This is a genomic window from Kitasatospora sp. NPDC059146 (genome assembly GCF_042786665.1).
Lineage (GTDB): Bacteria > Actinomycetota > Actinomycetes > Streptomycetales > Streptomycetaceae > Kitasatospora.
In genome coordinates this window covers 88,826-109,020 of record NZ_JBHZCY010000002.1, presented here as the reverse complement: position 1 = coordinate 109,020, position 20,195 = coordinate 88,826, and the positions used below count along the sequence as shown (strand labels likewise).

Annotated in this window: 16 protein-coding genes; 15 read left to right on the top strand and 1 reads right to left on the bottom strand. The window is 70.5% G+C overall.

Annotated features, from left to right (window positions below; all coding sequences use genetic code 11):
• The first annotated feature begins 202 nt into the window (after window positions 1-202).
• The 4 genes from ACFXPX_RS01420 to ACFXPX_RS01405 are packed head-to-tail and all read left to right on the top strand — an operon-like array spanning window position 203 to window position 9,680.
• Window positions 203-1,762: a PD-(D/E)XK nuclease family protein gene (locus ACFXPX_RS01420; protein WP_380639073.1), complete on the top strand. Its 1,560-nt coding sequence runs from the start codon at window positions 203-205 to the stop codon at window positions 1,760-1,762.
• The gene (locus ACFXPX_RS01415; RefSeq protein ID WP_380639071.1) at window positions 1,759-2,898 is read left to right on the top strand and encodes a hypothetical protein; all 1,140 of its coding nucleotides are present in this window, start codon (window positions 1,759-1,761) and stop codon (window positions 2,896-2,898) included. Before ACFXPX_RS01420 ends, ACFXPX_RS01415 begins: the two co-directional genes overlap by 4 nt.
• Entirely contained in the window at window positions 2,891-6,574 is a 3,684-nt protein-coding gene (locus ACFXPX_RS01410) for a hypothetical protein (protein ID WP_380639069.1), read from the top strand. The genes ACFXPX_RS01415 and ACFXPX_RS01410 overlap by 8 nt, the downstream gene beginning before the upstream one ends.
• A 43-nt stretch (window positions 6,575-6,617) precedes the next feature.
• Complete coding sequence (locus ACFXPX_RS01405) at window positions 6,618-9,680, top strand: pPIWI_RE module domain-containing protein (RefSeq protein ID WP_380639067.1); 3,063 nt, start codon at window positions 6,618-6,620, stop codon at window positions 9,678-9,680.
• Window positions 9,681-9,851: 171 nt separating this feature from the next.
• Here ACFXPX_RS01405 and ACFXPX_RS01400 read toward each other — a convergent pair whose 3' ends face one another.
• A complete protein-coding gene (locus ACFXPX_RS01400) occupies window positions 9,852-11,189 on the bottom strand; it encodes a GH1 family beta-glucosidase (RefSeq protein WP_380639064.1) in 1,338 nt (445 codons plus the stop codon).
• Window positions 11,190-11,499: 310 nt separating this feature from the next.
• Here ACFXPX_RS01400 and ACFXPX_RS01395 point away from each other — a divergent pair, with 310 nt between their 5' ends.
• The 11 genes from ACFXPX_RS01395 (at window position 11,500) to ACFXPX_RS01345 (ending at window position 20,143) form a co-directional block, all read left to right on the top strand.
• Complete coding sequence (locus ACFXPX_RS01395) at window positions 11,500-11,859, top strand: hypothetical protein (protein ID WP_380531108.1); 360 nt, start codon at window positions 11,500-11,502, stop codon at window positions 11,857-11,859.
• Window positions 11,860-12,198: 339 nt separating this feature from the next.
• The gene (locus tag ACFXPX_RS01390) at window positions 12,199-12,525 is read left to right on the top strand and encodes a MazG-like family protein (protein ID WP_380531105.1); all 327 of its coding nucleotides are present in this window, start codon (window positions 12,199-12,201) and stop codon (window positions 12,523-12,525) included.
• Entirely contained in the window at window positions 12,522-12,704 is a 183-nt protein-coding gene (locus ACFXPX_RS01385) for a hypothetical protein (protein WP_380531102.1), read from the top strand. Before ACFXPX_RS01390 ends, ACFXPX_RS01385 begins: the two co-directional genes overlap by 4 nt.
• A 103-nt stretch (window positions 12,705-12,807) precedes the next feature.
• On the top strand, window positions 12,808-14,148 hold the full coding sequence (locus ACFXPX_RS01380; protein WP_380639062.1) for an NUDIX domain-containing protein: 1,341 nt from the start codon (window positions 12,808-12,810) through the stop codon (window positions 14,146-14,148).
• A 13-nt stretch (window positions 14,149-14,161) separates the two neighbouring features.
• Window positions 14,162-14,455: a hypothetical protein gene (locus ACFXPX_RS01375; protein WP_380587209.1), complete on the top strand. Its 294-nt coding sequence runs from the start codon at window positions 14,162-14,164 to the stop codon at window positions 14,453-14,455.
• A 69-nt stretch (window positions 14,456-14,524) separates the two neighbouring features.
• On the top strand, window positions 14,525-15,205 hold the full coding sequence (locus tag ACFXPX_RS01370) for a hypothetical protein (RefSeq protein WP_380639060.1): 681 nt from the start codon (window positions 14,525-14,527) through the stop codon (window positions 15,203-15,205).
• A 98-nt stretch (window positions 15,206-15,303) separates the two neighbouring features.
• Complete coding sequence (locus tag ACFXPX_RS01365) at window positions 15,304-15,939, top strand: DUF5753 domain-containing protein (RefSeq protein ID WP_380587203.1); 636 nt, start codon at window positions 15,304-15,306, stop codon at window positions 15,937-15,939.
• Window positions 15,940-15,979: 40 nt separating this feature from the next.
• On the top strand, window positions 15,980-16,819 hold the full coding sequence (locus ACFXPX_RS01360) for a PP2C family serine/threonine-protein phosphatase (RefSeq protein ID WP_380639057.1): 840 nt from the start codon (window positions 15,980-15,982) through the stop codon (window positions 16,817-16,819).
• A 240-nt stretch (window positions 16,820-17,059) separates the two neighbouring features.
• Entirely contained in the window at window positions 17,060-18,349 is a 1,290-nt protein-coding gene (locus ACFXPX_RS01355; protein WP_380587197.1) for an esterase/lipase family protein, read from the top strand.
• Window positions 18,350-18,360: 11 nt separating this feature from the next.
• On the top strand, window positions 18,361-19,449 hold the full coding sequence (locus tag ACFXPX_RS01350; RefSeq protein ID WP_380587194.1) for an alpha/beta fold hydrolase: 1,089 nt from the start codon (window positions 18,361-18,363) through the stop codon (window positions 19,447-19,449).
• Between the two features lie 277 nt (window positions 19,450-19,726).
• Window positions 19,727-20,143 (top strand): molybdopterin-binding protein, encoded by a 417-nt coding sequence (locus ACFXPX_RS01345; protein WP_380524723.1) that lies wholly within the window; start codon window positions 19,727-19,729, stop codon window positions 20,141-20,143.
• Window positions 20,144-20,195 lie beyond the last annotated feature (52 nt).

Below are 20,195 nucleotides of genomic sequence, written 5' to 3'. Positions count from 1 at the left end.
TCCATCTGCCACGGAGGATCCCGTGAACCGCCCGATACCGCCGCCAGGCCTCACAGGGGACGGCTGGCTGCTCCGGCTGTCCAGCACGGCCGCACGGGAGGAACCAAATGCCTGTCCACGGGCCAAGGCAGCCAAGCTCCGACCGCTGATCCGGCCGAGCTCGCGCCAACCCCCGCGGCGGCCTGGGCTCCAGACCTTCGGCATGGCACCGTTCATGACGGCCTTGGACCTGATCGAGCACCAGGACCAGCCAGTTGACCAGGTGATCGAGCAACTCTTCGCCAGTCAGGGAGCGTTCGGGTACGGGCCGCCCGCTCACCCATCCTTGCTCGACTGGACCGCACAGGCCATCACTCGCTTCGTCGCTGCCCGCCGGCACCAGCAAGCTTCCACCACCGGAGTCCTGCCCACACACCCCTTGCGGAACCTCGAGTGGGTCGCCTTCCGGGGACACCGCACCGACCCGGACGACCTCGACACCGTGGCCGTCCGCGAGTACACGGCCTGGGGACGGCGCTACGAGTCGGCCGACGGAAGTCTCCGTGAACTGTGGCTCCCGTCCTACGGGAAGGCGAAGCAGAACCGATCGGTCGCCGAGCAGGCCGCCATCGCCCACGTCCTCTTCCGAGGAGTGCCGTCCAGACGTCCCCCCTTCGGCAAGCCCTGTGCCCGACCGGACGACTCGGCGTTCCGCAGCCCCGACCGCGTCAGGGTGTACGAATTCGGCTGCGCCGCAGGCGACTCGACACTCCTTCTGGACTGGTCGACGCGCGAGGCCGCCGCAGCATTCGCCGCACACACCACCCCGCTGCTGGCCCGCGCCGAGACCGACATCGCAACCCGGCCAGGACCGAGTTGCACTGATTGCAAGGCCATCGAAGGGTGCCGTTCCCTGCGCCGAGCCGAAGGGCTGTGGCCAGGAACCCCATCGCCGCAGCGCTCCCGCAGGGACATCTCCGCCTGGGACCTGCGGACCTACCGCTCCTGCCCGGCTCGCTACCACCTCGAGCGACAGCTCAATCTCCGCTCCGCGGAGGACAACGAGTCCGAGGAGACACGCCGAGGCCGGGCCGTGGATGCCTGGCTCAACGAGCGGCACAGCGCCGGGCCCGGGCACAGCTGTCGCTATCCCGCCGGCCCCGAGGACCCTGACGACTGGGAGGCCGGCGGGCACCGGCTCACCGGACGGATCGCGCGCCAGGCCACCGCCATGCTCGGCTGGCACCGCACCCTGTGCCCCCTGGGCGCTTTGGGACCCGAGGAGAAGGTCCTGGTCCAGCACACCTCAGCGGTCCTCATACCGAGCCTCGGCGTGGTCCTCATCGCGACACCGGATCTGCTCTACACCAGGGACGGCGGCTGGTTCTGGCGCGAAACCAAGACCGTCTCCCGGCTGCCCGGTCAGGGCGTTCCACTGATGCGACGGTATCCACAACTGGCCGTCGCCGTGATGATGCTGGCGTCACGGCCCGACCTGGAGACGATCCGGCGGTCCCGGGTCGAACTGGAGCTGCTCCATGAGGATTCCCCCACTCTGGAACAGCTCGACCCGAGCCGTCCCGACACCGTCGAGGAGGCCCGGCTGCTCCTCGCGGAGCTGGCCGAACCGCTCCTGCATGACACCCGCTTCGCCCCCACCCCTGGATCGCACTGCGCCGACTGCCCGGCCCGCGCCTGGTGCCGATCCGGCACCGAGCACCTGGCCGAACGCGCGTCACGGGAGCCGATTCCACCGACACGGGAATCCGGGAGTCGCGAGTGATCGAAGTACCTCTGCTCAATGTCCTCGCGACGGCCGTCATCGAGATCGCCGAGAAACCCGAGCAGGCGGTTCCCCCGCCGCCGTACCCGCCGGAGGCACAGCGCGCCCTGGACCAGGTGGTCTTGGAATGCCTTCGCGAGAAGGTCACACCCCCCTCCGGACTACCCGAGTTGATCAGCTGGTGCCGAACCCGGCCGTTGGACCGCTGGCCCCTGAAACTCACCGACGACGAAGCCGAGGAGGCCTTCGGATCCGGCGACCTCCTCATCGACCGTCACTCGGGCATGCCCACGGAGCTGTGCCTCGAGTGGAAGGTCGACGGCGGCAAGGACAGCGCCGCACGGCAGTACGACCGCCGGACGATCGCCGTCGCACTCCAGGCATGTCGCGCCGTTGACTCCCCCGAGTCCTACACCCGCTTCCGTCGCGTTCTGGTCGATCAGCCCGTGTTGACCAGGGCGGACTGGTCCGAGCTCGCCGGGGACCTCTACCTCTATCCGGTGAAGCCTCTGCTGGAGGCCATCTACCCGACTGCACCCGATCACTACCTGAGTGACGGCTGCTACACCCCCTGCGAGCGCTGCCGGACCCTGCTCGTCCCACTCACTCATGGCGGTTGGTGGTGCGAGCGCGACCAGTGCCGGCAGCAGGGCCCGCCGACACCCGGCCGACCGCTGCCTATCAGCGTGACCGGAGAGGTCCTGCAACTTCGGCGTCCACTGCGACAGTTCGTGACAGGACCGGGCCGTGCCGAGGTCGGCTTGGAGGATGCGTTGCGCGACTTGGGCCTCGCAGTGGAAATGTGGCCCGCCTATGACGCCTACGACCTGCGGGTGACCTTCCCCGACGGACACGTGTGGGCGATCGACGTCAAGGACCGCGTTCATCCAGGTCTGCTCGGCCGCAAGGCGTCACCCGTCCCTCAGACGCCGCCCTACAACGAAGCCTGCTGGGTCGTTCCGCGGTATCGCGTCCAAGGCCATCACGACTACCTGGGGGCCTTCCGGCGTGCATGCCCCGCCTCGGCACGAGGACTGCACCTCTTGGTGGACGACGATCTGGTGCGCCGAGCCCGCGCAAGACTGCGCGGGGGCCGGGGTCCGGAAGCCCGGTTGGACGGAGAGTTCGATGCGTGACCGCAGTTCCTGGTACTCCGCACTGATTCGATCGCTCACCCCCTGGCCCACCAAACACCAGGACACCAAGCCCGCGCTGCTGTGCCAGGTCGAGCTGGGGCTGAGGCTGTTGGAACGCATCGCACCCGACGAAGGCGCCGACAGCGTGTGGGCCCTCCTCAGCGGCTACCCGTTCGCGCGCGCGTCCGGTTTGGGTCTCACGCCCAGTGATCAGGAAGTCCTTCACAACGCGCGGCAGTTGCTCTGGACCCTGCGCCGCCGGCGCCTGTGGCAGCAGAGCTTGGACGCCTATCGACGGCTTCCGGAGAGATTGCGCGCCTACCGCGTCCCCGTCGCCGGCGGTCCGGCCCACCGGGTGGAACCGCGCGTCGCAGGACGACGCCTCGCCGTCTACGACGACGCGCTCGAATCCGCCGCACCGTTCTCCCGCGTTCCGTTGCCCCAGGCCGCAGCGGGCTCGCACCGATTCACCGAGCAGCGCCGCTACACTTCCGTCACCATCCCGGAGAGCTTGATCCTGAGTGCCCCGGACGGCCACGATCTCGAGGCCGGCCGGCCCGGTGAAGGTGGACCGATCGACGTCCCCCTGGCCGAGCTCATGGTGACGGCGCAGTGGATGGACCAGCAGGAACGGGGCCGAACCCAGAAGCACTGGGAGGACCGGCTGAAAAGCCTGCGACTGGATACCCGCCGCTCCGACACCGTCCGCTTCGAACCCGCCACCGTCCTACGGCTGGACCACATCGTCCACCTGATCGGCATGGTCGGGGCCGGCAAGAGCACCCTGATGGTACTCATCGCCGTGTGGGCGGCGCTTCGCGGCTTGAGAACCACCCTCGTCGTCGGCGATGTGGCCGAACAACTCGCGCTCACGGCCCAGTTCCGGGAACTGTTCCACGCCCGCCCGGATCTGGACGCCGCCCCGGTGATGGGCGGGACCATGCGCGAACGCCACACCCAGCGTGTGCACCGACGGCTTGCCGGGCGCGGCAAGTCCTCACTCCTCCTCCACGAGAGCCCTGCCTTCACCGACCTCAGTACCGCATGCCCGCTGGACGCACTGCGAGGCCTCGACGCACACGCCCCGCTCCGCTTCGCCGACGCTCCCTGTGCCGGTCTCCACCCCGCACGTTCCCTCGGAAGCCAGTCGGACACGGACGCCGAGCTGGCCGTGCTGCACCTCGGGGACACGCGAACCGCCGACCAGGTCCCGGGCGCAGACCGTGACAGCGACTGGCAGTCGACGGCGCACGGGTGCCCGCTGTGGATCGGCTGCCCGCGCCACAACGCCTCCCGCAGGCTGGTGGACGCCCTGGTCTGGGTCGCCAATCCGATGAGCCTCGTCCAGACATCGGTCCCGCGCAACCTCAACGAGGAACGGATCCGGTACCTCGAACTGGCCGCTCTACGCAGCGACATCATCATCGTGGACGAGGTCGACCGCGTGCAGATGGGGCTCGACCGGGCCTTCGCCCCGTCCGCGACCTTGGTGGTGCCGGGACGCGGGCTCGACTCCTGGCTCGACCGACTCGACACTCACAAGATCGAGGAGCTGGCCCGCCAGAGCCGCCTGCCGCTGGCCGACCGCGACGTGCAGCGTTGGGCGGCCTCACTCGGCGTGGTCAGCAATGCCGCCAACCGGCTGTACGCCATGCTGATTTCCAACCCGGGCCTCCAGGAATGGGCCGAGACCGACTACTTCAGCGCCTGGACTCTCCAGGAGAAGCTGCTCGCCGACTGGTACCCGCATCAGCACGACGACCTCTCCGAGACCCTGGCCGACGAGCTCGGCCTCTACGACCTGGACGAGGCGCTCTCCCCGCCCCCGGCCGAAGCCCCTCCTCCGACCGCGGACACCGAACCGTGGGCCGCGAGGCGCCACGAGCTCACCCACGCCATGGACGCCTTCCGCGACGACCCACTCGGCGACGTGGGGCCGCACGGGCCGGACGCCGATCTACTCACTTCGGCCGCGCAGGACGTGCTGCACACTCTCGCGGAGAGGAACACTCGCGCCCGAGTCCGCAAGGTTCTGGAAAGGCTGCTCGACGGAGCGCCGGAACTCGATCCCGTCGACAGCGCTGCTCCAGAGCAGCGCGGCAGCACGGCCTGGTTGGAGTGCAACGCCGAGCGGCTGGAGTTCACGCTGCTACTGGCGACCTTGCACCATCGACTGGACCAGGTGAGCTTCCTTTGGCCACAGGTCGAGGCCACCCTTCACCTTGACGCCGGCGCCAACGACCTCAGTCGGCGGCCTCCGCTCGACTACGCCCCGATCGTCCCCGAGTCGCCCATGGGCAACATCCTCGGCTTCCAGTACCTGCCGGACGAAGGCGACGGTCCGAAGGATGCCGACGGCCGCCGGAGCGGGACACTGCGGTTCTTCCGCTGCGCCGGGGTGGGCCGCGAGCTGCTCTACGCCATACCCCGACTCGGTGCCGACCCGGATCGGGGGCGACCGGGCCCCAACGTCCTGCTGATGTCCGGTTCGAGCTGGGCCGGCACATCGACCAGGGCACATGTGCTCGCGCCGGTGCGGGCCGTGCTCCGACCGCAGGCGGACGCCATCGACAGGATCCGTAAGAGTGTGTTCCGCGCCCAGTTCGTCTACTACTCCGACGGCACGCCGATCCGGCTCTCGGGCGAGCGCCGGGAGAACCACGACAAGGTCCTGAGCGCCATGGTGTGGCAGCTCGGCAGGCCCGGGCCCGCCGACACCGACGGCCTGCTCCAACAAGAACTGGCCCGGATCTCCGACCAGCACCGAAAGCGTGCCCTACTCCTGGTCGGGAGCTACCGCGACGCCCTGACAGCCGCCCAGGTACTCCAGCGGATGGACCGCTGGCGCACGGGTGTCCGGGTCCTGATCGCGGATGACGCCGACCTGGACCAGGACCTCGCGACGTCGCTCCCGGGCACCGTGCGTCGCGGTGATCTGGCTTCGTTCGCCGAAGACGACACGGCTGAGCTGCTGGTAGCTCCACTCCTGGCGGTCGAACGCGGGCACAACATCCTGACAGTCCCCCACCGGCCCGGCGGGGAAAGGGTGGCTGCCTTCGGGACGGTGCTGTTCCTGGCTCGCCCGCACCCCGTGCCCGACGACCTCTACCTCTCGGTCTTCGCCATCAACGACTGGGTGACGCGCTTCTCACGTGATCTTTCCGGATTGCCGCAGGGCACCTTCAGCGAGCTCGTCACCAGCGCCGACAACCTGGACTCGGCAGGGCTCGCCTTTCGCCACGCGGCCCGTGCCGAGTGGCGACGGCTGCTGTCCCGCCGCTACATGTACTCCCGGCTCACCCTTCGGGAGCAGGAGTCGTTCGCGTGGGACCAGCTGACCACGATCTGGCAGGTCATCGGCCGTCTCGTCCGCGGTGGGGTCCCCGCGCGGGTGGTCTTCGTAGATGCCGCATTCGCCCCGGCGCTGGCAGCCTCCATGGCTCCGGAGTCGGCCGTCCGCGAAGCGGACACCAGTGCCCTCCTGGATCACGCCCTCTCCGCGCCTCCCGAGCGTTCCGACGCAAGCCGCCGTTGGGAACGCGGTGACGGACTGCTCTCCCGCCTTCGCCAAGTCCTCGTGCCCTACTTCAACGGACATGCGGAACCGGCTGACGCTGCTCTGGTTCGAGCTCTTTACCAACCGCTGTACGACGCTCTGAGCGGCCTGGAGACATGACCCCATCAACCACGCTGTGTGGCCGACCGGACGAGGAGTTTCCGTGGCCCTGTACGACACCCTTCGCCGCGCCGCTTACCTGAGCGCCCCGGATGCGGACCCTTGGACCGTCGACTACCTGGCACTGCCTTTCCCCGAGCATCTGAATCCGGGAGTGCTGAAGCTGTGCAACATCGGCCGTGCGGAGCAGCACCGGTGGTCGACGGCACCCACCCGACGACTGGACGGCGCGCTGCAGGCCTTGGCACCCGATCTGATCGTCCGTCCGCGACACCGCCCACCGTCCGGCGCTGATAGCTCCTCCCTCGACGATTTCTGGCTCTATCGCCGGTCAGGGGACGACCACCCGCTGCCCGACTCGCTGCTGCAGCGATTCCTGACCGTCTGGCTGCGTACGCTGGGTCGACCGGAATCGCTCGGCACCCCGGAGCACCATCGGCTGCTGCTGGAGGTCGCCGCAGGCATTCAGGAACAGCCCCCCTCCTGGCAGCCGGTGCCCGGCGTCGCTCTGATGCAGGCCCCCACGACCAAGGGCGGTACCGCCGTTCCCACCGAGCTCCAGTTCCAACTCGCCACCGACGAGTTGGCACGACGGATCGCAGCTCTGCCTCCCTACCCCTTCGAAGGAGGTGAACTGCGGTTCCGAACCGTGGCGCGAGGGCCGCGTCAGCAGGGTGCCGAGCTGATGTCACAGCCGTTGCAGCACGTCACCGGCCGCGCGTCCTGGTGGTACTCCGTCCTGCTGAACGTGACCCTGCACACCGTTCCCTTCGATCCGCGGCCACGGCTCCACCTCCACCTGGGCGTCCGCCGGTGGGCCACGCGTCCCCGTACCGACACCGGCCGACTCAACCTGCGCTATCAGGGCGCCACCTCGGTCTACCTGCGACCGGCCTTGCCATGGCTGCCCGGTCTCCCGCTCAGTGGCCGCTGGTCCGTGGCCAGACTGGTGCGCGATCGGCAGACTCAGTCCTTCGACTGGCTCGGCAACGACCCTGCGGGGCTGCTGCGCGGACTCTCCTTGGACCCCGCCTTTCCCGCACCGGACAAGCTGCTCGCGGAGCCGGAACCCTGGCTGGCCGAGAACGATTCAGGCATCCAGGCCGCTGTCGTCCACAGCACGCGGATGGGTGCTCACGGCGTGGGAACCGGTCTGATGCCGCAGCAACGGTCGGCCATCATCGACTGGGCCGAACAGGCGCTGCCCGAGGGGCTGATGCGCGTGCCGGACCTCAAGAGCTGCGGGACGCGCTCGGCCCAACCAGCCAACGCTCGTCCCAAGAGCATCACGGACCAGTACCGCGAGGGCACCGCCGAGCTCCGCCGGGTGGCCCTTGCTGCCGATGCCCGCCGCCGAACCGGCACCGGCGAGGACCCGATCGTGGAGATCCGGTTGTTGTGGCAGAGCAGCGAGTTGCGGAAGAGGGCAACAGAAGCCCTGATCAGCACGCTGGGGCTCAGTGGTGACGGTGGCGCACCCGCCGGAAGCGCGGAGAGAGCCGAGGCGGTCTTCGAAGCGGCAGGCCCCGGCAGTCCCGTCGTACTCGAATGGCAGGCGCCAGAACTGACCGTCCGACTTCGTTGCCTGCCATTGACCGGGGCACTGGCCGATCCACTCGAACTCGACCCGTCCGTGCGCGGGCGAGGAGCCCGCCTGGCCCAGGGCGTGAGTTCCCGGCGGTCGGCGATCCGCGATCACCTGCTGGCGGACGGCGCGGTGCCCGGGGCACCGGCACTGGCGCTCGTCGAGATCGCGCACCCGAGCGTCTTCAAGCCCGCGGACAGCGATCCCAAGTTCGCCATGCGCCTGGGGTGTGCCGACGCCGGGGTGCTCACTCAGTTCACCGTGGTTCCGGACACCGTCCCCCGCACGCCCGGAGCACAGCAGGAGAGTGCCGACAGTCTGACTCACCGGCTGCGGTCGGCGTGGGAGGACGGGCTGCGCCAGCTGGGGGTGCGTGTTCTGCCGCAGTTGTCGAAGGACGTCGATCTGCCAGCGGGCCTGCGGTACGCGGCCCTCTGGATGGTCAAGCGCCGGAAGGACGGACCGACCCTGCTGCCGAAGCATCTCCCAGTTGCGGTGTTGGTCACACCGGTTCCGGAGCGCGCAGGACCGGCACAGGTGCAGGGCTGGGACGATGACCCGAGTGTGCAGGACTGGATCTCGTATCCAGAGCTGCTGCTCAAGCTGGTCCGGAAGGCCGAGATCGATCCGACCGACGACCAGCCTCTCATCCCGGGACCACGAAGCGCACCGGACGACGCGGACGGCCCGGCGGCCCCGAACCGTACGTCATGGCGAGCCGATATCGCCCAACAGCGCCGCGAGACCGCCTCCTTCATCCAACGGATGCTCTTCTCCCTGCGGACCTCCGGCAGCCCCACCGTGCTGATCACCCACTCCCAGAACAGCCGGATGCACTGGCCATGGCTGCAGGACGGGCGAGTGGAACCGGATGCGGTGGAAGACGGGGCCGCCGGACCACGGGGGTTGGACCCCGGGCTTCGCCTGGTCAGGATCAGAAGCGGAGCCGGGCGCGAGACTCCGCAGGGCTGGGGGCTGGCCGAGGACGGCGGTGACAACGGCATCTACGCCGGGCTCTGGGGTGAGGAGCTCCCTTCCGGAGTCCACCGTCCGCTCGAACAGCGGGTTTTCTACAGCACCACCCGCAAACCGGTCACGTTCACCAAGACGGCCGTCACCCTCGACCGGCTCGCGCTGCGCCGAAACAGCAGGGGAAGGCTGGTGAACGAGGTCGGCAAGCAGGCCTGGAACCCCGCGCTGGTGGAGATTGCGGTACTCGGCTGCCAATCGAAGCCCGACAGTTCGGCGGCCAGTGATCGGCCCGAGGCCCTCGCACTCGCCATGCACCAGCTGCGCCACGCCCCCGAGTACACCGACCCGATCTCGCTGCCGCTGCCCCTGCACTTGGCAGGCCTGGCGCAGGAGTACGTGCTGCCGATGCGGGCCGAGGACGGAGAACTGGAACCCGAGCAGGACGACTCAGGAGACGCAGCCGCCGCCGTGGATCCCTCACTCGTCTCCGCCCCGGGCCTCGCGGTCGAAGCGGATCCGGAGGAGGAAGGACAACTCCAGCTGTTCTGAGTCTCCGGGCGTCCAGTACCGCGGCCAGCTGACCGCGCGGCAGCCAGGAGCCCGTGAGCGCGTCCAGTAGGTCCGGCCCTCGGCCCGTCGAACAGGCTGTCATTGCAGGGAAGCCGTAACCGCCATTCACTGTCCTCGCCAACTCGGGTATCTCACTGGAGAGTTGTCGACCTATTTTGCCCACCGTCCCTTGTGAGCGGCGATGAGGTCGCGGTACCAGGCATACGACGCCCTCGGGGTTCGGCGTTGGGTCGCGAAGTCGACGTGGACGAGGCCGAAGCGCTGATTGAACCCCTCGGCCCATTCGAAGTTGTCGAGGAGGGACCAGGTGTAGTAGCCGCGGATGTCGAGGCCTTCGGCGGTGGCGGCGGCGAGGGCGTCGAGGTGGGTGGCGAGGTAGTCGATGCGGAAGGTGTCGTCGAGGTCCTCGGCGGTGGAGCAGCCGTTCTCGGTGATGGTGATGGGCGGCAGGGCCTTGCCGTAGAAGTCCCGCAGGTGGATGAGGAGTTGGCGGAGGGCGTCGGGGACGACGGGCCAGCCGAAGGCGGTGTGGGGGGCCTCGGGGATGTCGACGAGGTCGAAGGGCAGGCCCGGTTCGGTGGGGGCGGCGACGCGGGTGGGGTTGTAGAAGTTGAGGCCGAGGGCGTCGAGGCCGGGGGTGTGGATGAGGTCGAGGTCGCCGGGGTGGACGGCGCCGAAGATGTCGTCGGGGACGCCGAGGGCGGAGAGGTCGGGATAGCGGCCGAGGAGGACGGGGTCGGCGAACAGGCGGTTGTGCAGGGCGTCGTAGGCCGCGGCGGCGGCCGCGTCCTCGGGTGAGGAGGTGGCCGGCTCGACCGGGGTGAGGTTGTTGGAGAGCATCACCTCCAGGCCGCGGTCATGGAGGACGGAGGCGGCCAACCCGTGGGCGAGGAGCTGGTGGTGGGCGGCCGGGAGGGCCTCGAACATCAGGGTGCGGCCGGGGGCGTGGGTGCCGAGGGCGTAGCCGAAGACGGTGTGGACGAAGGGCTCGTTGAGGGTGATCCAGGTGGGGACGCGGTCGCCGAGGCGGTCGGTGACGACGGCGGCGTAGTCGGCGAAGTGGTGGGCGGTGTCGCGATTGAGCCAGCCGCCGTGGTCCTCCAGGGCTTGCGGGAGGTCCCAGTGGAAGAGGGTGGGGAGGGGGGTGATGCCCGCTTCCAGCAGCGCGTCCACCAGGCGGTCGTAGAAGGCGAGTCCGGCGGGGTTCACGGGCCCGCTGCCGGTGGGCAGGATCCGCGACCAGGCGAGGGAGAAGCGGTAGCCGTCGAGGCCGAGGCCCTTCATCAGGGCGATGTCCTCGGGGTAGCGGTGGTAGTGGTCGCAGGCGACCGCGCCGGTGTGGCCGTCGCGGACGACCCCGGGGCGGGCGGTGAAGGTGTCCCAGACGGACGGGCCGCGGCCGTCCTCCGCCACCGCCCCCTCGATCTGGTAGGCGGCGGTGGCGGCACCCCAGCGGAACCCCGCCGGCAGGTCGTAGCGGTCCGGCATGACAGCCTCCTGGCGCGAACACGACGGAAACGTGAGGGGTACTCATGTTACCGGCGGGGCGGCGGAACACCAGGGGAGGCGCATCGCTCCACGAAGATCGCAACACCCGATGGCTCTGAACCCACTTGATCCTCAGTGATCGAAAGGGCGTCCGACTGGTGTCCATCAGCCCAAATCCCGCCAGATCAGGGCCCATCGCGGCTGCCACACGTGATCCCTGATGACCCATCATGACGCCAGGACGCACATGAAGGGCTCAGCTCGTATCGGCCCAGCTCAACCCGAGCGGTCCGGACCCGAGGAGCAGCGTATGTGCCGCAACGTCCCGCCGTCCGTCCTGGCCCCCGTGGAGGATGCTGCTCGTGACGGCATCGAGCGCTTCGGCGCCGGGTGCCTGATCCGCGACCGCGGCCGGATCCTGCTCCTTCGGCGGAAGCACGGCGGGTTCGTCCTCTTCGTCTTCGCCACCAGCGAGTTCACGGGCGAGCTGGCCGACGTCGAGCCGGACGAACACCTGGAGGTGCGCTGGCACCCCGCCTCCGACGTCATGCTCAGTCCGATGTTCCCGACCTCCAAGGCCGCGGTGGAAGCGCACCTGGCTGGCGGGCGCGCGTTCTCCACCCACGGATTCGACGCCGCCTCCGGAAGGCGGGAGCTCGTCCAGACATGACCGGCGCCCGTGGGGAACGCATGGACTACAGCACTTGGCCCCGAGTTGTCGCCGTGGACGTGGAGGGCAACGACGCCCAGCCGCCGGACCTGGTGGAGCTGGCAGCCGTCCCGGTGGTGAACGGCAGCCCGGCGCCCGGCCTCGACACGCTCCACCCTGATCCGACCGCCCCGGCCTGCCCGGCCACCCCCAGCCTCAGGAGGACCCGACCTCGCGGTGAGCGGCCCGACCCGAATCGAAAACGTGCTCTTCGGGGTCTTCGACCCGGGCTCGCCGAGAACCGCCGGGAACCTCCCGGCGCTTGGATGCGAAATCGAACAGGGAGCAGGATCAACCCCCATGGAAGAGCTGCTGCAAGTTGCCAACTTGGTTGCCAATAAGCTGAATTCGCGCTTCAAGGACGATCCCGAAAAGCTCCGGATGCTGCAAGGACTCAAGGTCCAGGAGGAGGCCGGCGAACTCGCCCAGGCCATCATCGGAGCGCTCGGGGTCAGCCCGAACAAGGGCCACTCCCACACCTGGGACCACGTGCGCGCCGAGGCGTGCGACACCGCCCTCACCGCCCTCGTCACGCTCTGCATGCTCGGCGGCGACCCCGAATGGTTCCTCACCGAGCACCTGCGCACCATCCGCACCAAGACCGAGGGCTGGGAGGGCACCGCTTGAGCAGCACGCAGCAGCTCGACCTGACGGCCGAGGACGAAGCCGAGATGATGGAGTACCTGCCGCCCGAGAGCGACGCCGAACTCATCTCCGGCCGCAAGGCCGGCGTGTTGGCCACTGCCCGCGCCCGTTCGTCGCCTGGCTCCAGAGCGAGGTACGCCCCGGCGACGTCGTCCTTGTGAAGGGCTCCCGCTCAGGGAAGCTCTGGCAGGTCGCCGAGACCCTGGCCGGGCAGCCGGTCACAGCCTGGGGCGACTGGAACCGTACGAAGGAGGAGACCACCGCATGATCTCGTACAAGCTGCTCGCCGAACAGGCCCTGACCGAAGGCATCCAGAAGCTCGCGGCCGGAACCGTGGTGCGCGACCCGCAGGGCCGCATCCTGATGCTGCGCCGCAAGCAGGACGACGTGCTGCCCGGCCTGTGGGACTATCCGGCCGGCGGGCTGAACGACGGCGAGGACCCCCGGGACGGGGCGATCCGGGAGCTGGCAGAGGAGACCGGCCTCCACTGCTCCGACATCGAATACGTCCGGGCCCTGGACTTCGTCGACACCCGAGGCCGCCTGACCCGTCAGTTCGTCTTCACCTGCACGGTCCCGGACGAGACCGCGGTGACCCTCTCCGAGTACGACGCCTTCGGCTGGTTCCGCCCGGACGAGCTGCCGCCGACCAGCGACGGCTACCGCGAGGTGATCGCCTGGCTCACCCACCGCCTCGCCGCGGGGTGGCAGCCCGCCAGCCGCTACCTGGCCACGATCGACCGGCCGATGACCTGGGCCTGCTTCCTGGTGCGCGACCACGAGGGCCGCGTCCTCGGGATGCGCAACTCCGTGGACACCGAACGCTGGGACTGGCCGGGCGGGAACTCCGAACCCGGCGAGTCCCCGTTCCACACCGCGCTGCGCGAGGCCCGTGAGGAGATCGGCCTCGACCTGCTCGCCGAGAACCCGGACCCGGTCGGCCGACAGCGGCTGATCGCCGTCATCCACCAGCAGGCCGACCACGTCCGCCCCGTGCCGTCGATCGGCTGGGTCTTCGACGGCGGCACGCTCACCGATCAGCAGCAGGCCCGCATCGTCCTCGACCCGGCCGAGCACTGCGAGTTCCGCTTCGAGACGGACTACACCTGGCGTCACTTCATGACGCCGCAGGAGTACCGGGACCTGCTCCAGGTGCTGCGCGCCGCCCGCTCCGGCCGGGTGCTCTACATCGAGCGGCCGACCCCGGCGCACCAGGACTTCGAGGGCATCGTGGTGTTCGTCACCACCCCGGACGGCGAGCTGCTGGTGCACCACAGGGACGACAAGGAGGGCATCGCCTGGCCGGGCTACCGGACCCCGATCGGCGGGTGGCGTGAGCACGACGAGACGCCGCGCGAGACCGCGACCCGGGAGGTGTTCGAGGAAGCCGGGATCACCATCACCGACGTCCGGGAGCTGCCCGGCCCCCGCCACGAGCACGTCTCGGCGATGACTCGCGTCCTGCACGCGGTGTACACCGGCCCGAAGGACGCGATCCGGCTCGGCGACGAAGGGGTGGGCATCGCCTGGGTGCCGTTCTCCGAGGTCGCCGCACTCAAGACCCCGCCGTACGTCGCCCACTACCTCGACCTGATCGGAGCCTGAGCATGTCCGGGAGGTGGCCGCCCTGATCCGGGCCGAGCTCACCGCCGCCGGCCCGGAACTCCCGCCCGCCGAGACGCACTTCTGGTGGCACATGTCGTGCGGCTACGGTGTCCAGGACACCGACACCCCCGAACTCGCCGCCCGCTCGGACCGCCTCGCCTCCGACCTCGGCCGCCGGATCCGGCCCGGAATCCGCACCAACGCCACTGTCTCCAGCGTGTGGCCGGTGTGGGAACGCCAGCACCCCGCTCCAGCCCCCTGCTACGCCTTCGAGCGCGCCCGCCGTTTGCGTCTCGGCCAGTCCTGACCCAGCAGCGGCGAGGCCGCGCCGCCCCACGCGGAACGGCTGCCGCACCAACGTGACGGAGAAGCGATCGTGGAGAAGTTCGTTCCGAAGTTCCAGGGCGCGCCGTGGCCCGACGGCGCCCGCGTCCTGCACGTCTACGCCGTTCCGGACCTGCAGTCCGACCTCGCCCTGGCCCGGCTGGTCGACGAGTGCCGGGAGGCGATGAGCCCCTACCCGATCACGCCGCTCGGCGACGGCACGCTGCACTGCACCATCGAGATGGTCGCCGACACCACCGCCGACAAGATCACCCCGGAGGAACGCGACGACCTGGTAGCAGCCCTCCACACGCACCTGGCCTTCACCGGCCCGCTGGAGGTCACGGCCAGCTCCCCGATCGCCAACCGAGCCGGGGCCTTCCTGGACCTCGGTCCCGATGAGAGCCTGGTCGACCTGCGCGAGCGGGTCCGCGATGCGATTCGCGAGGTCCGCGGGCCCGGCGCGCTGCTCCACAACGGCGGCCGGCACCACATCTCGCTCGGCTACGCCTGGGCCGAGGTGTCCTCCGACGCGCTGCAGACGGCCCTGCGGAAGATCTCGCCCAGCCACGCCTCCGTTCGCTTCAGCGCGCTCCGGCTGCTCGACGTGACATTCCAGCAGTTCCCACGTCCGGGTGGCGAGTCGGCCTGGGAGCTGTCCTGGGAGCCCGTCGCGACCATCCCCCTCGCCGGCGGCTCCGACGGCGCCGAGCCGTCGCAGCCCGCTCGCTGACCCCGCGTTCGCCGTCCCCGCCCGGCGCGTGCGTGCGCCGGGCGGGGAAAACCAGTCCAGCAGGCCCCGCACCGCAGCCCGTTCCCAGGAGGAACCGCATGTCCGACGCCACCCTCCCCACCCCGGACCTCACCGCCACCGCCCCGGCCGCCATCGACTGGCCGGCTCTTCTCCAGCAGGGGACCGGCCCGACCCAGGCCGAGTTCCGCCGACTCGTCGAGCAGACCACGCACTACCACGGCTACAGCCCCGCCCTCGTCTGGGGAAACCTGCAGACCCGCGCCTACGCCGAGGAGGTCCTGCGCCTCGTCGTCGACCTGCACGGCATCCCGCGGGACATCGAGGCCGGTGCCGCCGAGCGCGTCGCCCGCGCCCAGTACTTCGGCGTCGGCGGACGCACCTTCCACGTCCTGCTCGGTGAGCAGGCGCTGCGCACCGGCATCGGCGGCCCAGAGGTCATGCGGGCCCAGCTCGAACACCTCCTGGAGGCCCTGGCGTTGCCCGGCCTCGCCCTCGGCATCATCCCCACCCGCGCGCGGCTCGCTGTCTACCCCGGCGACGGATTCGGGATCTTCGACGGCACCCGAGTCGAAGTCGAGGGCTACCGAGGGGGCGAGACGATCACCGGCGACCGTGTCCAGATCTTCCACCGGGCCTTCGACCGGCTTCACGAGTCCGCCGTGTACGGAGACGACGCCCGGGCCATCATCACCACGGCCCTGCACACCGCCTGAGCTCCGACCACCGCTTCCACACCCGCGAAGGACACCCCCGATGTCGACCACCTCCACCGTGCCCGTCGTCCGCACGGGCGAGCGCGCCGGACAGGACAACCGCCCCACCGAGGACCGGATCGTGGTGCTCGACCACGCCCTGGTCGTCCTGGACGGCGTCAGCACCGTCACCGACGAGCAGCCACGCGGCGGCTGGTACGCCGACGCCCTCGGCGAGCGGATCGCCGACCTGCTGACCCGAACACCCCGCGCCGACCTTCGAGACGTCCTCACCGCCGCCATCGGCGGCCTCGCCCGCGACCACCACCTGATTCCCGGGCGCTCCCCGGCCGCGACCGTCGCCGTCGCCCGCCTCGCGGACCACCAGGTCGACGTCGCCGTCCTCGGCGACAGTCCGATCACCGCCATCCACCGCGACGGCACCCTCCTGCAGCTCCGGGACGACCGTCTCGCGCACCTCGTCGACGCCCAGCCCCAGGCGTCCCTCTACCGGTCCCGGCTCCGCGACGGCCACGGTTTCGACGAGCGCCACCGCGAAATCCTGCGCGAACTGCGGGACTTCCAGAACACCCAGGTCAACCGCCCCGGCGGGTACTGGATCGCCGAAGCCGACCCCGAGGCCGGCCGGAACGCCATCACCGCCACCTGGCCGACCGACGGCCTGACCGACCTGCTCCTCGCCACCGACGGCATCACCGAGGCCGTCGACTCCTACGCCCTCCTCACCTGGCCGCACATCGCCGCGCTGTCCCGGGCGCACGGACCGGACACCGTCATCGACAGGATCCGCTCCTTCGAGGCGGCGGACCCGGACGCCCGCCGCCACCCGCGCTACAAGACATCGGACGACGCAGCCCTGGCCCACTGGCTCCTCGCCTGATCTGCGGGAGTGTTCGGTCGGCCCTCGGCAACCCACCGGCGGGGCGGCGGAACGCCAGAGGACCCGGTCGGCGCGAGGCCCTGGGTGTCATCGTGCCGGGTCGCCCGGGTTCGCGTCCTGACCATGTGGTCGGCGACCACAGCAGGGTCGCCGGGGTATGGGTCGCCGCCATAGGGAGGGCACTCCGGCGTTCGTAGGGTGTCGCGAACCGGCGGCGCGATGCGGAGGAGTGGACGCGGCATGGAACACGGCTCGGGGAGAAGCAGTGGTGGGCGCAGAGGCGCGGGTTGGCTGCTCGCGACCGTGCTGGCGCTGGTGGGCGTGGTCGTCCCGGCGGGGCGGGCAGCGGCGGCGGTGCCCGCCAACCTGAGCCTGGAGGCGACCTACGGCACCGTCGCCAACGGCTGGGACCGCGTGGAGCGCTACCTCGACACCACCGCCGGCTTCCGGCAGGAGCAGTACCCGCCGGACGGCCGCGGCGACCAGGACGGGCAGCGGCTGACCTTCTTCGGCGGCGTCAAGCAGCCCTTCTCCGGCCGCTTCCTGCTCTACTCGGCCCCCGGCTGGAACACCGGCGCGCACCCGGTCCCGGTACTGCTGGTGCACGGTGCCAACGACAACCCGGACCGGGCCTGGGCCAACCCCGGCGAGTCCGGCGGGTACGGCTGCGGCTCGGCCTCCTGCCCGAACACCGGGCTGATGCAGAACCTCGCCGGGCGGGGCTACCGGGTGTTCGCGATCGGGTTCGCCCACAAGCAGGGCGACAACCTGATGCAGGCCCAGGAGGTCGGCGACGCCGTCGCGCTGATCCGCGCCAAGCTCGGCGTCCCGCAGGTCGACGTGGTGGGCTGGAGCAAGGGCGAGATGTCCGCGCGGGCCTACGTCTCCTCGGTGAAGCCCTCCTGGGGCCGCCCGTACGCGGGCGACGTGCGCAAGCTGATCACCCTCGGCGGCCCGAACGGCGGCTACGACTACCCGTTCGCGCACGGGTGGGCGCACGACTTCTCGATCTGGCCGCAGTGCGGCGGCGCGGTCAACGCCCCGTCCCCGCACCTGCGCATGACCTGCTACGGCACCTACACCGCGCACCCGGAGTTCTCCTTCACGGCGGCGGGCGGCTACGACGACTACCCGGGGCAGCGGCAGATGCTCGCACGCTGGGACTCGGTGTTCGGCGTCGACCAGACCCAGCAGGACTGGTACACCACCTACTACGGCGGGCAGGGCTTCTACACCGACGGCGGCGGCATCCAGGCCGCGATCGACGCCGGCTCGCTGATCGCCCCGCTGCACCGGGCCGGAGTGCCCTCCTCGGTGACGGCGTACCTCCTGGCCGGCGGCACGCCGAGCATCGTCGGGATCTTCAACGAGAACCGGGGGCCCAGCGACGGCGTGGTGTTCGTGTCCAGCGCGCTGGACACCACCGGCTTCGGCACCGTCGGCGGCACCGCGCTGATCCCCCTCGCCAACCACCTGCAACTCGGCTGGGACGGCGCCGCGGGCGCGCAGGTCGCCGGCTGGCTGAACTGAGGACGATCCGGATGACCACCGAGCGACCGACGACCGAGCAACCGACCACCGAGCGACCGATCACCGAACGACTGGTCACCGAACGACTGGTCACCACCGACCGGCTCACCGTGCACCACGCCGAGGTCGAGGGCCGCACCGGGGAACCCGTGGTCCTGGTGCACGGGAACGTCTCCTCCGGCGCCTTCTGGCACCCGACCATGACCGCGCTCCCCGACCGCTACCGCCCGCTGGCACCCGACCTGCGCGGCTTCGGCCGCACCGAGCCGCTGCCGGTGGACGCCACCCGGGGCCTGCGCGACCACAGCGAGGACCTGCTGTCCTACCTCCGGGCGCTGGCCCTCGGCCCGGTCCACCTGGTCGGCTGGAGCATGGGCGGCGGCGTGGCGCTGCAACTGCTGCGCGACCGCCCGGAGCTGGTCCGTACGCTCACCCTGGTCAATCCGGTCTCCCCCTACGGGTTCGGCGGTACCCACGGGGTGGACGGGCGGCTCAACTCCCCCGACGGGGCCGGATCGGGCGCCGGCGGCGCGGCACCCGAGTTCGTCCGGCTGCTGGGCGAGGGCGAAACGGGCTCCGGGTCGCCGTTCGCGCCGCTCTCCGTGCTGAACACCGCCTACGTCAGCGAGCCGCTGCCGGACCCGGACCGCTACCTGGCGGCGATGCTGACCACCCGGACCGGCGAGGACCACTACCCGGGCGACAGCCGCCCGAGCGGGGCCTGGCCGGGCTTCCGGCCCGGCGACCGCGGGGTGCTCAACTCGATGGCGCCGACCCACTTCCGGATCGACGACCTGGAGTCGGTCGAACCGAAGCCGCCGGTCCTGTGGATCCGCGGCACGGCCGACGTGATCGTCTCCGACACCTCGCTCTTCGACCTGGCCCACCTGGGGGCGATCGGCGCCGTCCCGGGCTGGCCCGGCGCCGACACCTGCCCGGCGCAGCCGATGGTGGCGCAGACCCGCGCCGTCCTGGACCGCTACGCCGCCGCGGGCGGGCGGGTGCGCGAGGTCGCCGTCGAAGGGGCCGGGCACAGCGTGCAGTTGGAACGGCCGGAGGAGTTCCTGACCGCGCTGGTGGAGGTGCTGGGCGGGGCCTGACGGCGGCTCCGGGAGGCGCCGGCAGGCCCCTGCCCCGCGGCCACGCCGCCGCCTATCAGGGGCGGCGGCGATCCGCAGCCCCGAAACCTCTGAAAGGGGAGGCCCGAGAGCCCGAATTCTCCTGACGTTCGACCGAACGGGAAATGCGACGCCTCCGCGCCCCTTGCCCTCGCGGATGCGAGGGGCTTCCTCCGGGGCGTGATCGGCGCGGCTAGCGTGGCCGGTGGCGGCCCGAAAGCCGCGGTTTCCACGACCGACCCGAGTGAGGCGTACGTCCATGAGCCTGAGCATCCGCAACCAGATCCCCGGCACCGTCACCTCCGTCACGGCCGGCGAGGCCATGTCCGCGGTGAAGGTCCGCCTGGTCGGCGGTCAGGACATCACCGCGGCGATCACCACCGACGCCGTGAAGGACCTCGGCATCGCCGAGGGCACGGCCGTCAAGGCGCTCGTGAAGTCCACCGAGGTCTCCCTCGCGACCGCCCGGGTCGAGGGCATCTCGATCCGCAACCAGATCGCGGGCACCGTCACCGATGTCGCCACCGGCGGGGCCATGGGCTCGGTCAAGGTCGACGTCGAGGGCGGCGAGCTGACCGCCGCCATCACCAAGGACGCCGTGGAGGCCCTCGCCCTCGCCGCCGGCTCCCCCGTCGTCGCTCTCATCAAGTCGACCGAGATCTCGCTCTCGGTCTGATCAGGTCCGGTCCGTTCCGTTCCGATTCGGTCCGATCCGCTCCGGTCCAGTC

Coding starts and splice junctions, on each gene's coding strand:
- ACFXPX_RS01420 (WP_380639073.1), top strand. CDS start 203: ATGGCACCGTTCATGACGGCCTTGGACCTGATCGAGCACCAGGACCAG.
- ACFXPX_RS01410 (WP_380639069.1), top strand. CDS start 2,891: ATGCGTGACCGCAGTTCCTGGTACTCCGCACTGATTCGATCGCTCACC.
- ACFXPX_RS01400 (WP_380639064.1), bottom strand. CDS start 11,189: ATGCCGGACCGCTACGACCTGCCGGCGGGGTTCCGCTGGGGTGCCGCC.
- ACFXPX_RS01395 (WP_380531108.1), top strand. CDS start 11,500: ATGTGCCGCAACGTCCCGCCGTCCGTCCTGGCCCCCGTGGAGGATGCT.
- ACFXPX_RS01390 (WP_380531105.1), top strand. CDS start 12,199: ATGGAAGAGCTGCTGCAAGTTGCCAACTTGGTTGCCAATAAGCTGAAT.
- ACFXPX_RS01380 (WP_380639062.1), top strand. CDS start 12,808: ATGATCTCGTACAAGCTGCTCGCCGAACAGGCCCTGACCGAAGGCATC.
- ACFXPX_RS01365 (WP_380587203.1), top strand. CDS start 15,304: ATGTCCGACGCCACCCTCCCCACCCCGGACCTCACCGCCACCGCCCCG.
- ACFXPX_RS01360 (WP_380639057.1), top strand. CDS start 15,980: ATGTCGACCACCTCCACCGTGCCCGTCGTCCGCACGGGCGAGCGCGCC.
- ACFXPX_RS01355 (WP_380587197.1), top strand. CDS start 17,060: ATGGAACACGGCTCGGGGAGAAGCAGTGGTGGGCGCAGAGGCGCGGGT.
- ACFXPX_RS01350 (WP_380587194.1), top strand. CDS start 18,361: ATGACCACCGAGCGACCGACGACCGAGCAACCGACCACCGAGCGACCG.
- ACFXPX_RS01345 (WP_380524723.1), top strand. CDS start 19,727: ATGAGCCTGAGCATCCGCAACCAGATCCCCGGCACCGTCACCTCCGTC.